Below are 12,961 nucleotides of genomic sequence, written 5' to 3' on the forward strand. Positions count from 1 at the left end.
CCGCGATGATCCTCGCCATCCTCCAGGCCCGCATGAGTTCCTCCCGCCTGCCGGGCAAGGTGCTGATGCCGCTGGCCGGGGCGCCGATGATGGTGCGGCAGATCGAGCGGCTGTCGCGGTCACGCCGGATCGACCGCATCGTGGTGGCGACCAGCGCCAACCCGACCGACGACGTCATCGAAAAATGCGCCCGGCGTGAAGGCATCGATTGCCATCGCGGGCCGCTGGACGACGTCCTGGCGCGGTTCCTGGGCGCGCTGGCGGCCTACCCGGCCGAGACCGTGGTGCGGCTGACCGCCGACTGCCCGTTCGCCGATCCGGACGTCATCGACGAGACCATCGCCGTCTTCCAGGAAAGCGGCGCCGACTACGCCAGCAACACCCCGCCCCACCGCACCTTTCCCAAGGGCCTCGACGTCGAGGTGATGACCGCCGCCGCCCTGCGCCGGGCCGGCGAGCTGGCCGCCGCGCCGGAGGAGCGCGAGCACGTCACCTGGGGCATCTACAACCGGCCTGATGAATTCCGCATCGCCTATCACAGCCAGCCGGTCGATGAGGGCGAGGTGCGCTGGACGGTCGACCGGCCCGATGACTACGCCTTCACGGCCGCCGTCTATGACGCCCTCTACCCGAAGGACCGCGCCTTCACCTCCGACGCCGTCCGCGCCTTCGTGCGCTCGCGGCCGGACCTGATGACCTACGGCGGCGACCGGCGGGCATGAGCGTCCTCTTCGTCTGCAACGCCGGAGGCGCGGTCGGCGGCGGCCATGTCATGCGGTCCCTGACCCTGGCGCGGGCGCTGGAGGCCAGGGGGGTGGCGGTCAGCTTCCTCTGCCCGCCGGCGGTGACCGCCGTGCTGGAGGCCTTCGCCCCCGACATCCATCGCGTCTGGGCGGCCTCCACGGAGCCCGCCCGCATCGTCGCCGCCGTCCGCGCGGCGCGCGCCGACCTTGTCGTCTTCGACCACTACGGCCTCGACGCCGACGACCACCGCGCCGCCGCCGGGGCTCGGCCCGTGCTGGTCATAGACGACCTGGCCGACCGGCCGCTGGGGGCCGACCTGGTGCTCGACAGCGGACCCTCCCGGGAGGCGGAGGACTACGTCGGCCTGCTGCCCGGCCATGCCAGGCTGCTGCTCGGCCCCGCCAACGCCCCGGTGCGGCCTGAGTTCGCCGCCCGGCGCCCTGCCGCCCTGGCCCGCCGATTGGCCGCCGAGCCGCCCCGTCGCCTGCTGGTCTCGCTGGGCCTGGGCGATCTGAACGGCATCACCGGCCGTGTGCTGGAAATGCTGGCCCCGATGACCGGCGAGCTCGGCGTCGACGTGGTCATGGGCGCCGCCGCCCCCAGCCTGTCCAAGGTCCAGGCCCTGGCCCTGGTCTACCCCCAGCTCACCCTGCACATCGACAGCCGCGACATGGCCGCCCTGACCGCGGCCGCCGACCTCGCCGTCGGCGGCGGGGGCTCGAGCAGCTGGGAGCGCTGCGTGCTGGCCCTGCCGACCCTGTTGCTGATCCTGGCCGACAACCAGAGGCCGGCGGCGCGGGCCCTGGAGAACGTCGGCGCCGTGATGGCCCTGGAGGCCGACGCGCCCGGCTTCGAGGGCGCCTTCGAAGAGGACCTGACCCGCCTGCTGGCCGACGGCCGCCTGCGCACCGGCATGGCCTTGGCGGCGGCCGATGTCTGCGACGGCGAAGGCGCGGCCCGCGTGGCCGAGGCGGTGATCGGGCTGTTGCGGGCCTAGCTGGCCAGGACCTCCGTCTGGTCAGCCGGCTCGAGGGCCGCCTGCAGGGCCGCGAACAGCTGGGCCATCTGGATCGGCTTGGCGACATGGCCGTCCATGCCGGCCGCCAGATACTGGGCGACCTGGTCGCCCATGACATTGGCGGTCAGGGCGATGATCGGCGTGCGCGGCAGACCACCCCGGGCCTCCGCGGCGCGGATCGCCCGCGCCGCCTCCAGCCCGCTCATCACCGGCATCTGGATGTCGGCCAGGATGACATCGGCCTCGCCCATCTGCCAGGCCTCGACCAGCTGGCGGCCGTCCTCGACCAGGGTCAGGTGCGCGCCGAGCGGCTCCAGCAGGGCGGCCAGCACCCGGCGGTTGGCGGCGTTGTCCTCGGCCGCCAGGATGCGCACGGCGCCCTCCAGCGGCGCCTGGGCGGTCTCGACGACCGGCGCCTCGGCCGCCACCCGGGTCAGAGGCACGTCGAGGACAAAGCGGCTGCCCTCGCCCAACTGGCTGGTCGCGGTCAGCCGCCCTCCCATCAACTCAGCCAGCTCGCGGCTGATCGACAGCCCCAGGCCGGTGCCGCCGTGGCGCCGGGTGATCGAGGCGTCGGCCTGGGCGAAGCGGGCGAAGAGGCCGGCGAGCGTGTCCGGCGCGATGCCCGGCCCGCTGTCCTCGACGGTGAACCTCAGGCCCTCGTCCGTCGCCCCGATGATCAGCCGAACCCCGCCCGCTTCGGTGAACTTGACAGCGTTGGAGATCAGGTTGCTGACGATCTGGCGAATGCGCTGGGCGTCGCCCTTCCACCAGCCGTGGGCCTCGAGCTCGAGCTCCAGCGCCAGACCCTTGGTCGCCGCCTGGCCGTCGAAACCGCCGAGCACCCCCTTGGCCAGGGCATCCAGCTCGAACGGCGCCTCGGTGATGGCCAGCTGGCCGGCCTCGATGCGGGAGAGGTCAAGCACGTCGTTGAGCACGCCCAACAGGGTGTGGCCGGCGTCGCGGATCATGCCCAGCCGCTCGCGCTGGCGCGGTTCCAGCGCGTCGCCGTCCATCACCTGGGCCATGCCGAGCACGGCGTTCAGCGGCGTGCGGATTTCGTGGCTCATGTTGGCCAGGAAGACGCTCTTGGCGTGGTCCGCGGCGCGGGCGGCCCGGGCCGAGGTCTTGAGGTCCTCGGCCACGGCGCGGATGCGCAGCATCAGAAGGGTGATCAGCAGGGCCAGCATCAGCCCGACCGCCGTGAAAGCCCCGCCGGCCTTGCCCAGCACCGCCTGGCGCGGCGCCAGCGGCGTCCACCCCAGCGCCGCCGCCGGCTCGCCGTTGATGTCCTTCAAGAGGATGCCGGTCTGCGCCGTCTCGCCCGCCCGCAGCAGCCGCAGGCCCTGAAGGTCAAAGTCTTCCTGCAGCCTCTGCAGATAGGCGGCGTCCATCAGGATGGCCGAGACCACCACCGGCTCGCGGCCGGTCAGCAGCTTGCCGCGCCAGTCCTTCTGCGGGGCCACCGAGCCGGCGGCGACCAGCCAGGTCTTGTCGCCGACTGAAACCACCCCCTCGGCGTGGCGATAACGGTCCATGTCCAGCGCCGCCCCCTGGCGACCGGTCTGCCCCCAGACCTGATCGAACAGCGGCTCGGCCGCGCGGGTGAAGGCCTCCAGTTGCGCGGCCGGCACGATCTTGCCCGCCTCGGAGGCGTAGACCACCTGGCCGTCAGTTCCGATCATGAGGGTCAGGCTATGGCGCATATGCTCAGCGAAATACTCGCCGAGGTTCTCATGGATCCAGGCCCGGTCGTAACGCAGCGCGCCATGCTCATAGGCGTCGTTCCAGACGCTGACGTAGGCGACGTCCGCGTTCAGCTGCGCCACCCGACGGGCGATACCCTGGCTCAGGACCTTTTGCTCCCGGGCCTCGATGACCTCGGTGATGGTCGTCGCCCCCTGGCGGAAGACGAAGGCGGCGCAGAGCAGGATGACCACGGCGGTGATGATGGCCAGAGGCAGGATTCCGAGGCGGTTCGCGCTGGCGCGCTGATCCCCAGACGGGGCCTTCGCCCCCCGCTTTGCCATACCGACCATGACCCCAGGGTAACGGCGATCCGTTAAAGAACCGGCGCCCTGCGTCGGACGCCCGACTTTAGGCCGGTGGACAGCTTGGCGGTGACCTCCCTGCGCACCCGGGCGGCGACCGCGTGGTCCCTCAGAAAGGCCTCAACGGCCGCCCGGTCTGACCTGCTGAGCGCGCGCAGGGCCCAGGACATGGCCTTGACCACGATGTCGTCGCGGTCGGCGACCAACCGTTCGCACAGGGCCAGGGTCCGCGTCGTCCCGCCCGCCTTGACCGTGGACACCAACGCCAGGCGACGCAGCCAGCGATCCTCCGACCGGGACCAGGCGTCGATCAGCCCATCCTCGATCCGGCCCGCCGCCCAGGCCGGCCCCGACAGAATGGTCCCGAAGGCATCGACCGCGTACCAGCTCGACAGGCCGCCGGACAGGCGCTCGGCCTGGACGGTCCCGAAGGCCGCGAAGGCCTCCCGGTGGAAGCGGATCAGTTCATGCGCCAGCCAGCGGGTCTCCTGCGGCAGGCGGTCGTGGAACACATTGGCCAGGGCGATCACCTCCGCCGCCGACGAGCCCTTGAGCATCGCCGACCAGCCCCGGCGCAGTTCGCGAAGGCTCGGCGTCGCCGCCGGGCCCAGCCGGGCGATATCGGCCAGCAGGCCGTCGACCATCAGCTTCACCCGACCATGTCCCGGCTGAGCGGCTCCCCGCGCTTCAGCGCCCGGCTCGCGGGCCGGCCCAGCACGCTGTCCAGCTCGGCCGGCGGCAGGCCGGCGCCGGGCCGGACCGAGCGGATGTTGGCGCGGCTCAGCACCTCGCCCGCCGCCACATCGGCGGTGACATAGAGCGAGCGGCGGAACTGGATGTTGGCCTTCTCCGAGCCCAGCACGTCGTAATGGGCCCGCCCCAGCGCCGCCCAGCCGTCCTTGCAGTCGCGCACCAGGGCGGCGAACTCGGCCGGCTCCAGGCTGAAGGCGGCGTCCGGCCCGCCGTCGGCGCGGGCCAGGGTGAAGTGCTTTTCGATGACGCAGGCCCCCATGGCCACGGCCGCCACGCTGGCCGCCGAACCCGGCGTGTGATCGGACAGGCCGATGGGGCAGTCGAACTTTTGCGCCATGTCCGCCACCGTCCGCACATTGGCGTCGGCGAAGGTGGCCGGATAGCTGGACACGCAATGCAGCAGCACCACCCCCGCCGCCCCGGCCTCCAGCGCCGCATCCCGCGCCGCCGCCATCTCGGCGGCATTGGCCATGCCGGTGGAGATGATCAGCGGCTTTCCCTTCGCCGCCGCATAACGGATCAGCGGCAGGTCGACAGCCTCGAAACTGGCGATCTTGTAGGCGGGCGCATCGAGGCCCGAAAGCAGGTCCACCGCCGTCTCGTCGAACGGGCTGGAGAACAGGATGACGCCCCGCTTCCTGGCCCGCTCGAACAGGGCGCCATGCCATTCGTAGGGCGTCTGGGCCTCGCGATAGAGCTCATGCAGCGACCGGCCGTCCCACAGCCCACCCTTGATCTTGAACTCCGGCCGGTCGACGTCGAGGGTGATGGTGTCGGCGGTGTAGGTCTGGATCTTGATGGCGTCGGCGCCGGTGTCGGCGGCGGCGTCGATCATGGTCAGGGCCCGGTCCAGGCTGCCGTTGTGGTTGCCCGACAGCTCGCAGATGACGAACGGCGGATGATCCGGCCCGATGGGCCGACCCGCGATCTCGATGGTGGGAGCCTTGCTCATGGCGCCGGAGTCTCGGATGCACCGCTTAACAAGTCCAGTAGGCCGCCCCCCGAATGGGGCAGGCGGCCGGCTCTCGCGGCGGTCATGATGCCGCAGACCTCATTCCAGGACCCGCCCCATGTCGCTTCTGCTCTTCGCCCTGCTCGCCACCCAGCCCGCCGATACCTTCCGCTCGGAGCTTTGCGCCCACGATCCGGCCAAGGGCGTGCTCAGCCAGTCGGTCATCCTGGAGAGCTACAACAACGACAACACCTGGCGGGTGACCCCCGACGCCTACACGCCCTTCGACGCCAGGACGCTGATCAAGGGGAGCAACAAGCCCTACTCGATCAACAACCTGCCGGTGAAGCTCAAGGGCAAGACGTTCGAAAAGTATGGCCTGCCGCGTGTGATCGGCGCCGCTGACCTGGACCCCAAACCCTACGGGATGTTCGAGGGCGTGCCCTTCTACAGCGAGAAGGGCGTCACTGACATCGACGTCCTCTACGCCCTCCACGAGCCGGTCGGCTGCCAGTTCCAGCCCTACCAGGTGAAGGGCTAGTCGCCGCCGCCGTCACCCCCGCCACCGTCGCCGTCACCGCCGCTCCAGTCGCCGCTGTCGCTCTTGTGATTGCTGTCGAAGCAGCGCTGGCTGGCCGTGTGGGCCCAGTCGCCGGAGTCGCCGCCGGAAGCGCCGCCGCCATCGCCCCCGCCGTCATCCTTGCGGGGCCGCCGGGTCTTGCCATGGCTGAGGTGAAAGAGGGTGATCAGGCCGCCGATGAGGCCGCCGGTGATGAGACCGATGGTCAGGCTCGTCTGCACACCGACGAGGATGCCGGCCACCAGGCCGACAGGCGCGCCCGCCAGCAGGTCGCCGGCCCCAAGGCCGGTCTTGGTGTTTTCAGAATGCATGAAGTCTCCCTTGCGCCCGCCCATCGGACGCGAACGCGGCTTGCCCGCCGCCAGTCGTACAAAGGTTGAGGAGATGGACCGGGCGGCCATTGCCGCCGACAATCCGATGCGCCGGCAATGCTACGCTTCCGCCTGTCCGGGGCCTGGCCCGGATCGAAGTGCCGGAAGATCACGCGCAGCGTCATCACCGGCAGTGTATATGACCCTGATGCGACGGTTCGATGACGGCCTGGGTCCGGTCAGGGACGCGAGGCGCTAGTCGCCGCCGCCGCCGCCGCCGCCATCGCCGCCGCCATCGCCGCCGCTGCTATCGTCGTCATCGTAGGTCGCCGAACCGCCACCGTCGGCCGAGCCGTTCCTTTTGTCCTTGGCGTTCTGGCTGATGGTCATCGCCCCGCCCAAACCTGCCCCCAGCGCCACGCCGAGACCCAGCCCCAGCGCCAGGTTGTCGGTCGCCACGCCCAGCGCCACGCCGAGCGCAAGGCCCAGCCCCATGCCGATCGGCAGGTAGGCCGCGGACTTGCTGACCTTGTTGTCCTTGTCGCTCATCCCGGTCCCGCTCCTGACCCCATCGCGCTGATACGGAATCGACCCTATATCTGCCGCCATGTCTACGCCCCGCACCACCCGCTGCCTGATCATCGGTTCAGGCCCCGCCGGCTACACCGCCGCCATCTACGCCGCCCGCGCGCTGCTCAAGCCCGTGCTGATCGCCGGCATCCAGCCAGGCGGCCAGCTGACCATCACGACGGACGTCGAGAACTATCCGGGCTTCGCCGATGTCATCCAGGGCCCCTGGCTGATGGACCAGATGAAGGCCCAGGCCGAGCATGTCGGCACCGAGTTCGTCAGCGACATCGTCCTGTCCGCCGACCTCTCCAAGCGCCCCTTCCACATCAAGTGCGACAGCGGCGAGGAATGGCTGGCCGAGACCCTGATCATCGCCACCGGCGCCCAGGCCAAGTGGCTCGGCATCGACAGCGAGGCGAAATTCCAGGGCTTCGGGGTCAGCGCCTGCGCCACCTGCGACGGCTTCTTCTATCGGGGCAAGGAAGTGGTGGTGGTCGGCGGCGGCAACACCGCCGTCGAGGAGGCGCTGTTCCTGACCAACTTCGCCTCCAAGGTCACCCTGGTCCACCGCAAGGATGAGCTGCGGGCCGAGAAGATCCTGCAGGAACGCCTGTTCGCCCACCCGAAGATCGAGGTGATCTGGGACCATGTCATCGACGAGGTCACCGGCGAAACGGACCCCATGGGCGTCACCGGCGTGCGGCTGAAATCGGTGAAGACCGGGGAGACCCGCAACCTCGCCTGCGACGGCGTCTTCATCGCCATCGGCCACGCCCCCTCGTCCGAACTGTTCGCCGGCCAGCTGGAGATGCATTCGGGCAGCTACCTGAAGGTCCAGCCGGGCACGGCCTCGACCGCCATCCCCGGCGTCTACGCGGCCGGCGACGTCACCGACGACATCTACCGCCAGGCCGTCACCGCCGCCGGCATGGGCTGCATGGCCGCCCTGGAGGCCGTGCGCTTCCTGGCCGAACAGGACCATGAGACGGCTCACGCGCCGATCAGCCACACCGACGCCCAGAAGATCGGCGCCTGGTGATGCGGACCGGGGGGATCGCGGCGCTGCTCTCGCCCTTGCTGGCCGTCGCCCTGCTGGCCCCGACGCCCGGCGCGACCCAGACTGAAATCCTCGCCTCGACCTGTGTGGTGGCCGAGATGATAGCCATGGACGGCTCCGGCAACTTCGATCCCGACCGCTACGAGCGGGTGGAAATCTGGCAGGCCCTGAACTTCCACGAAAAGGACGGAATGACACGGGCAGCGCTGCTGGCGGTCGACATGCGGGCCGACCCGGCTTTCGCCAAGGCTGAGGCCGAGCGGTGCGCGGCCATCGACCCGACCAGCCGACTGCCGGCCCTTCCCAAGGCCCCGGCCGACGGGCTCGACTGCCTGGAGCCGATGACGCGGACAACCAAAATGCTCGGAGATTTCCTTTCGGGCGGCAAACCCACCCCCAACGTCCTTTGCACCGCCCTACCCGAAGCCCAGCGGATTCTCGCCGAGGGGCGGAAGGCTCTGGAAGAAGGCAGAGTCGCCTGCACCGACACCCGATCAACCTGGGTGTCTCTGTCAAATACCGCCTGGCTCTTTGGCATGATGGGATTGGCCGCCTCCGACTCCGTCGACTGCGGTGCGCCCGGAGATGGCCAATCGCGCTCCTGACCCTCCGCCCGGCCGAGCCCACCGATCACGCCGCAATCCACGCGGTGGTCGCCGCCGCCTTCCGGCAGCCGGACGAGGCCAACCTGGTGAACGCCCTGCGCGCCGACGGTGACGCCCTGCTGGAGATGGTGGCAGTCGAGGATGGCATACTCGTCGGCCACATCCTGTTCAGCCCGCTGGCCACCGACAACGGCCGACGCCTGGCGGCCCTGGCCCCGCTGTCGGTCCAGCCGGGACGCCAGAAGGACGGCCTCGGCACGGCCTTGATGGAAGAGGGCCACCGGCGGCTGGCGACGGCCGGGATCGAGGCGGTGATCGTACTCGGCCACCCGGCCTACTACCCCCGCGTCGGCTACAGCGCCGAGCTGGCGAAGACGGTGGCCTCACCGTTCAAGGGGCCGAGCTTCATGGCCCTGGAGCTGGTTCCGGGCGCGCTGGCCGAACCGGTGACCATCACCTACGCCAAAGCCTTCGGTCTCTGACCTTCCTCATCCTCCCCCGTTAACGGGGGAGGATGAATTACTCCTGCTTCCGCCGCCCGATCGGCAGGTCGCCCGGCTGCGAGTCGCCCGGGTCCGACTTCGGCGGCGGCGTCGGCCTCGGGGCCGTGCTGATCGGCGCGTCGGGGTCGTTGGGGTCGTCTTCCAGCGCCTTCAGCTTGGCGTTGATGTCGGCGATCTCCTCCGGCGTCGGCGGCCGGCGCGTCGGCGTCAGGACGCCGGGCGTATGCAACGTCTCCTGGCCCGGCGCCGCGGGCGCCGCCATGGTGTAGGTCTGGTCGACGCCATCCACCGTCAGGGTCACTGTCTTGGTGCCGGTGCTGATCAAGGTCACCGCCCCGGCAATGCTGTCCGGGGTCAGGCCCTCCCCCTGGATGCGGCTGTCGAGGCCCTGCAGGATGGCGGCCGTCAGATGGGCCTCACCACCCGCGTACTTGCCGTTGAAGGCCGGCGGCAGACCCCAGGGACCGGTCCAGCGGTAGAAGATATGCCGCCCGATCTGGACGATCTTGTAGAGGGTCGGCGCCCAGTACGGCGCCACGTAGTCGGCGTGGTAGTGGGTGGCGGTGCCCACCGACTTCTCGACGTATCCGCCGAGGGCATCGATGGCCAACCGCTCGGCCCGGCTCCAGATCGCCGGGTTGGGCACGCGGGCCAGGGAGCCGTCGCAGGTAAAGCTGAACTGGCAGCCGGTGACCCGCAGGGCGCCCTGATAGACCACGCCACAGACACTCTTGGGATAGCCCGGGTGGCGCACCCGGTTGAGCACCGTCTGGGCCACGGCCCGCTGGCCCTCCAGCGGCTCGACGGCGGCCTCATAGTAGATGGCCTGGGTCAGGCATTTGATGGCCGCGGCGCGGTCTTCCGCCGAAGCCTTGAGGATGAAGGGCTTGGCCGGCGGTGGCGGCTCGGCGCCCGCCAGCTGCATGGCGTTGATCAGCCGCGCCTCGTCCTCGGTCATGGTCCCGACGCCCAGCACCGGCAGCCGGGCCAGGTTGTAGCTCTCCCAGCCGGGCACCCGGCCCCAGTGGTCCTTGCTGGCCACCCCGTCGTGCCGCTTGGCGAGCGCCATCATGGCCGGATCCATGTCGGCGGTCAGCCGGCGGAAGGCGACCTCGCCATAGCCGCGCGTCAGGGCCGACAGGCCGCGCTCACGCCCCGTCCCCTCGCGCACCCGATAGTCGCTGGCGCAGGCCGCCGCGACCATCGCCACGACGGAAAGAGCCACCAGGACCAGAGGCCTCAAGGTTTGGGGGTTGGCGAATCTCAAGGGGAGTCAGCAGCCCCGTCGAAGGCGGCGCGGACCAGGGGTCCGGCGCTGTGCGCAAGGGTCGAACGGAACGGCCATCAGGAACCTCTCTTGCGCCCCATAGTTATGGTCGTCCATCATTGTGACAAGCCGTCGCGGCGTGTCGGGCGTTTTGCGAGGGCGGACGGAGCTGCATGGGCCGGTTCGCCCTCAACCTGTTCGGCCCTGACGCCGAGCCGATCCTGTGGCGGGTCATCCCGCAGAGGCCGCCCTCGATCCCGAGCGCAACGGCCGTCACCGCGCTTGCGTTCCTGGTCGCCTTCGGGCTGCGGCTGGTGCTGGTCGGTCCCCACAACGCCTTCAACACCTCGTCCTCCTATTTCCCGGTCTTCATCATCGCCACCCTCTACGCCGGCCAGCGCTGGGGCTGGGGGGCGCTGGTCCTGGCCCTGATCATGGGCTTCTGGGCGCCGTTCGGGGCCACCCGGGTGAGCGACGGTACGCTGATCCTGTTCGGCCTGTCGGGCGCGGTGACCATCCTGGTCAGCGCCGCCGCCCGCGCCGCCCTGGTGCGCATGCGCGCCGAGACGCAAGCCCGCGCCGAGGCCGAAGGCCGGCTGAAACTGGCCGAGGCGGCCGGCGGTCTCGGCCTCTGGGACTGGGACCTGGAAACCAACGCCGGGACCTGGTCCAGCGGCGTCTACCACAACCTCGGCATCGCCCCCCGCGCCGGCCCGCTCGGCTACAAGGACCTGCTGGCCGCCGTGCACCCCGACGACCGTGATCGGCTGACCGCCGCCAACCAGGCCGCCTTCAGGAACGCCCAGGTCTATCAGGTCGACTACCGCTCGATCGGCGACGACGGCCAGGAGCGCTGGATCCACTCCAGGGGCCAGATCCACCGCGATCCCTCGGGCAAGGCCAAACGGGTCGTCGGCTACAACCTCGATGTCACCGAACGCCACCGCGCCGCCCAGCAGATCGCCGAAAGCGAAGCCCGCTTCCGCGCCCTGGCCGACAGCGCCCCGGCCCTGCTCTGGGTCTCGATGCCCGGCGGGGCGCGCGAGTTCGTCAACGTCGCCTATGTCGACTTCGTCGGCGAAGGCTACGACGCCGCCCTTCGCCTCGACTGGCGCACCCGGCTGCACCCCGAAGACCTCAACCGGGTGCTGCGCGAGCAGATGGCCGGCGAGGCCAGCCGCAAACCCTTCGAGCTCGAGGCCCGCTATCGCCGCGCCGACAACGAATGGCGCTGGCTGCGCAGCTTCTCCCAGCCCCGCCTCTCGCCCACCGGCGATTTCGCCGGGTTCGCCGGCATCGCCTTCGACGTCACCGAGGCCAAGCAGGTCGAGGCCGACCTGCAGCGGCTGAACGACCTGCTCACCGAACGGGTCGAGGAAGCCATGAGCCAGCGCGACCTGGCCCAGGCCGCCCTCATCCAGTCCCAGAAGCTGGAGGCGCTGGGCCAGCTGACCGGCGGCGTCGCCCACGACTTCAACAACCTGCTGACGGTGATCATCGGCGCCCTCGACATCGTCCAGCGCCATCCGGGCGACGAGGTCCGCACCGAACGCCTGGCCAAGGCCGCCCTCGATGCGGCTCAGCGCGGCGAGCGCCTGACCCGTCAATTGCTGGCCTTCTCCCGCCGCCAGCCGCTGCGCACCGAGGTGCTGGTCATTGACGCGGCCATCAAGGACAGCGCCCAGCTCTACAGCCGCGCGCTCGGCGAGCGCTACATGCTCGACCTCGACCTGAACGCGCCCGCCGCCAAGGTGCTGATCGATCCGGCCCAGCTCGACGCGGCGCTGATGAACCTGCTGGTCAACGCCCGTGACGCCATGGACGGCGGCGGCGTCATCACCCTGGCCAGCCGCATCGCCGAATACTGTATCGGCGAGACCGTGCCCGGCCCCTGCCTCTGCATCAGCGTCCGCGACCAGGGCGTCGGCATGGACCCCGCCACCGTGGCCCGGGTGTTCGAGCCCTTCTTCAGCACCAAGCCGGTCGGCAAGGGCACCGGCCTTGGCCTCAGCCAGGTCTATGGTTTCGCCAGCCAGAGCGGCGGCGGGGCCGAGATTGAAAGCCAGGTCGGGGCCGGCACGACCGTTTCCATCTTCCTGCCCCTGACCGACGACGCCGAGACCAGGGCTGAGCCGGCCAGGCTTCCGGCGGAGGCCCGGCCGCTCCACATCCTGCTGGTCGAGGACGATCCGGAGGTGGCCGACCTCGCCCAGGCCATGCTGCGCGAGCTCGGTCACCGCATCACCTTTGCCGACACCGTCGAGACGGCCCTGGCCGCCCTGAAGGCCACACCCGACCTCGACCTGATGCTGACCGACGTGGTCATGCCGGGCCCCCGCAACGGCGTCGACCTGGCCCGCGAAGCCAGCGCCCTCAAGCCCGGCCTGCCCATCCTGCTGACCAGCGGCTACACCGGCGAGGCCCTCGACGACGCCGAGGAGGCCCCCTGGCCCCTGCTGCGCAAGCCCTACACCCTCGACGTCCTGGCCCACACCCTGGCGACCCACGCCCGGCCGGCCCAAACGGTGACGGAGACGGAGGCCTGAGCGC

The 12,961-nt window shown here is 70.5% G+C and carries 13 protein-coding genes; 7 read left to right on the plus strand and 6 right to left on the minus strand.

Going from position 1 to position 12,961, the window contains the following annotated elements:
• Positions 1-5: 5 nt before the first annotated feature.
• Together AC2YG9_RS01440 and pseG are read left to right on the plus strand one after the other, a co-directional pair.
• A complete protein-coding gene (locus AC2YG9_RS01440) occupies positions 6-722 on the plus strand; it encodes a cytidylyltransferase domain-containing protein (protein WP_487296142.1) in 717 nt (238 codons plus the stop codon).
• Complete coding sequence (gene pseG / locus AC2YG9_RS01445) at positions 719-1,741, plus strand: UDP-2,4-diacetamido-2,4,6-trideoxy-beta-L-altropyranose hydrolase (RefSeq protein ID WP_487296143.1); 1,023 nt, start codon at positions 719-721, stop codon at positions 1,739-1,741. The genes AC2YG9_RS01440 and pseG overlap by 4 nt, the downstream gene beginning before the upstream one ends.
• Here pseG and AC2YG9_RS01450 read toward each other — a convergent pair.
• From AC2YG9_RS01450 to pseI, 3 genes are read right to left on the minus strand one after another with little or no spacing between them, the layout of a single operon-like run.
• Positions 1,738-3,792 (minus strand): hybrid sensor histidine kinase/response regulator, encoded by a 2,055-nt coding sequence (locus AC2YG9_RS01450; protein WP_487296144.1) that lies wholly within the window; start codon positions 3,790-3,792, stop codon positions 1,738-1,740. The genes pseG and AC2YG9_RS01450 overlap by 4 nt on opposite strands.
• Before the next feature lie 32 nt (positions 3,793-3,824).
• Complete coding sequence (locus AC2YG9_RS01455) at positions 3,825-4,457, minus strand: DNA alkylation repair protein (RefSeq protein ID WP_487296904.1); 633 nt, start codon at positions 4,455-4,457, stop codon at positions 3,825-3,827.
• Between the two features lie 5 nt (positions 4,458-4,462).
• Positions 4,463-5,518: a pseudaminic acid synthase gene (gene pseI, locus AC2YG9_RS01460; protein ID WP_487296145.1), complete on the minus strand. Its 1,056-nt coding sequence runs from the start codon at positions 5,516-5,518 to the stop codon at positions 4,463-4,465.
• A gap of 118 nt (positions 5,519-5,636) precedes the next feature.
• On the opposite strand from pseI, the gene AC2YG9_RS01465 reads away from it, so the two are divergent.
• On the plus strand, positions 5,637-6,059 hold the full coding sequence (locus tag AC2YG9_RS01465; RefSeq protein ID WP_487296146.1) for a hypothetical protein: 423 nt from the start codon (positions 5,637-5,639) through the stop codon (positions 6,057-6,059).
• Here AC2YG9_RS01465 and AC2YG9_RS01470 read toward each other — a convergent pair.
• Together AC2YG9_RS01470 and AC2YG9_RS01475 are read right to left on the minus strand one after the other, a co-directional pair.
• A complete protein-coding gene (locus tag AC2YG9_RS01470; protein ID WP_487296147.1) occupies positions 6,056-6,409 on the minus strand; it encodes a hypothetical protein in 354 nt (117 codons plus the stop codon). The two genes, AC2YG9_RS01465 and AC2YG9_RS01470, sit on opposite strands and share 4 nt — an antisense overlap.
• A gap of 255 nt (positions 6,410-6,664) precedes the next feature.
• The gene (locus tag AC2YG9_RS01475) at positions 6,665-6,958 is read right to left on the minus strand and encodes a glycine zipper domain-containing protein (protein ID WP_487296148.1); all 294 of its coding nucleotides are present in this window, start codon (positions 6,956-6,958) and stop codon (positions 6,665-6,667) included.
• 58 nt (positions 6,959-7,016) lie between these two features.
• On the opposite strand from AC2YG9_RS01475, the gene trxB reads away from it, so the two are divergent.
• Genes trxB through AC2YG9_RS01490 form a run of 3 tightly spaced genes read left to right on the plus strand, consistent with a single transcriptional unit; the run spans position 7,017 to position 9,123 of the window.
• Positions 7,017-8,018: a thioredoxin-disulfide reductase gene (gene trxB, locus AC2YG9_RS01480; RefSeq protein ID WP_487296149.1), complete on the plus strand. Its 1,002-nt coding sequence runs from the start codon at positions 7,017-7,019 to the stop codon at positions 8,016-8,018.
• Entirely contained in the window at positions 8,015-8,641 is a 627-nt protein-coding gene (locus AC2YG9_RS01485; protein WP_487296150.1) for a hypothetical protein, read from the plus strand. Before trxB ends, AC2YG9_RS01485 begins: the two co-directional genes overlap by 4 nt.
• Complete coding sequence (locus AC2YG9_RS01490; protein WP_487296905.1) at positions 8,638-9,123, plus strand: GNAT family N-acetyltransferase; 486 nt, start codon at positions 8,638-8,640, stop codon at positions 9,121-9,123. The genes AC2YG9_RS01485 and AC2YG9_RS01490 overlap by 4 nt, the downstream gene beginning before the upstream one ends.
• A 37-nt stretch (positions 9,124-9,160) precedes the next feature.
• Here AC2YG9_RS01490 and AC2YG9_RS01495 read toward each other — a convergent pair whose 3' ends face one another.
• The gene (locus AC2YG9_RS01495) at positions 9,161-10,369 is read right to left on the minus strand and encodes a cell wall hydrolase (RefSeq protein ID WP_487296151.1); all 1,209 of its coding nucleotides are present in this window, start codon (positions 10,367-10,369) and stop codon (positions 9,161-9,163) included.
• 215 nt (positions 10,370-10,584) lie between these two features.
• Here AC2YG9_RS01495 and AC2YG9_RS01500 point away from each other — a divergent pair, with 215 nt between their 5' ends.
• Positions 10,585-12,957 (plus strand): hybrid sensor histidine kinase/response regulator, encoded by a 2,373-nt coding sequence (locus tag AC2YG9_RS01500; protein ID WP_487296152.1) that lies wholly within the window; start codon positions 10,585-10,587, stop codon positions 12,955-12,957.
• Positions 12,958-12,961: the final 4 nt, after the last annotated feature.

The sequence above is a fragment of the Caulobacter sp. SRI_014 genome (assembly GCF_057586315.1).

What these genes read in the sequence shown, in the direction of transcription:
- AC2YG9_RS01440 (WP_487296142.1), top strand. Translation starts at nt 6, where the DNA reads ATGATCCTCGCCATCCTCCAGGCCCGCATGAGTTCCTCCCGCCTGCCG.
- pseG (WP_487296143.1), top strand. Translation starts at nt 719, where the DNA reads ATGAGCGTCCTCTTCGTCTGCAACGCCGGAGGCGCGGTCGGCGGCGGC.
- AC2YG9_RS01450 (WP_487296144.1), bottom strand. Translation starts at nt 3,792, where the DNA reads ATGGCAAAGCGGGGGGCGAAGGCCCCGTCTGGGGATCAGCGCGCCAGC.
- AC2YG9_RS01455 (WP_487296904.1), bottom strand. Translation starts at nt 4,457, where the DNA reads ATGGTCGACGGCCTGCTGGCCGATATCGCCCGGCTGGGCCCGGCGGCG.
- pseI (WP_487296145.1), bottom strand. Translation starts at nt 5,518, where the DNA reads ATGAGCAAGGCTCCCACCATCGAGATCGCGGGTCGGCCCATCGGGCCG.
- AC2YG9_RS01465 (WP_487296146.1), top strand. Translation starts at nt 5,637, where the DNA reads ATGTCGCTTCTGCTCTTCGCCCTGCTCGCCACCCAGCCCGCCGATACC.
- AC2YG9_RS01470 (WP_487296147.1), bottom strand. Translation starts at nt 6,409, where the DNA reads ATGCATTCTGAAAACACCAAGACCGGCCTTGGGGCCGGCGACCTGCTG.
- AC2YG9_RS01475 (WP_487296148.1), bottom strand. Translation starts at nt 6,958, where the DNA reads ATGAGCGACAAGGACAACAAGGTCAGCAAGTCCGCGGCCTACCTGCCG.
- trxB (WP_487296149.1), top strand. Translation starts at nt 7,017, where the DNA reads ATGTCTACGCCCCGCACCACCCGCTGCCTGATCATCGGTTCAGGCCCC.
- AC2YG9_RS01500 (WP_487296152.1), top strand. Translation starts at nt 10,585, where the DNA reads ATGGGCCGGTTCGCCCTCAACCTGTTCGGCCCTGACGCCGAGCCGATC.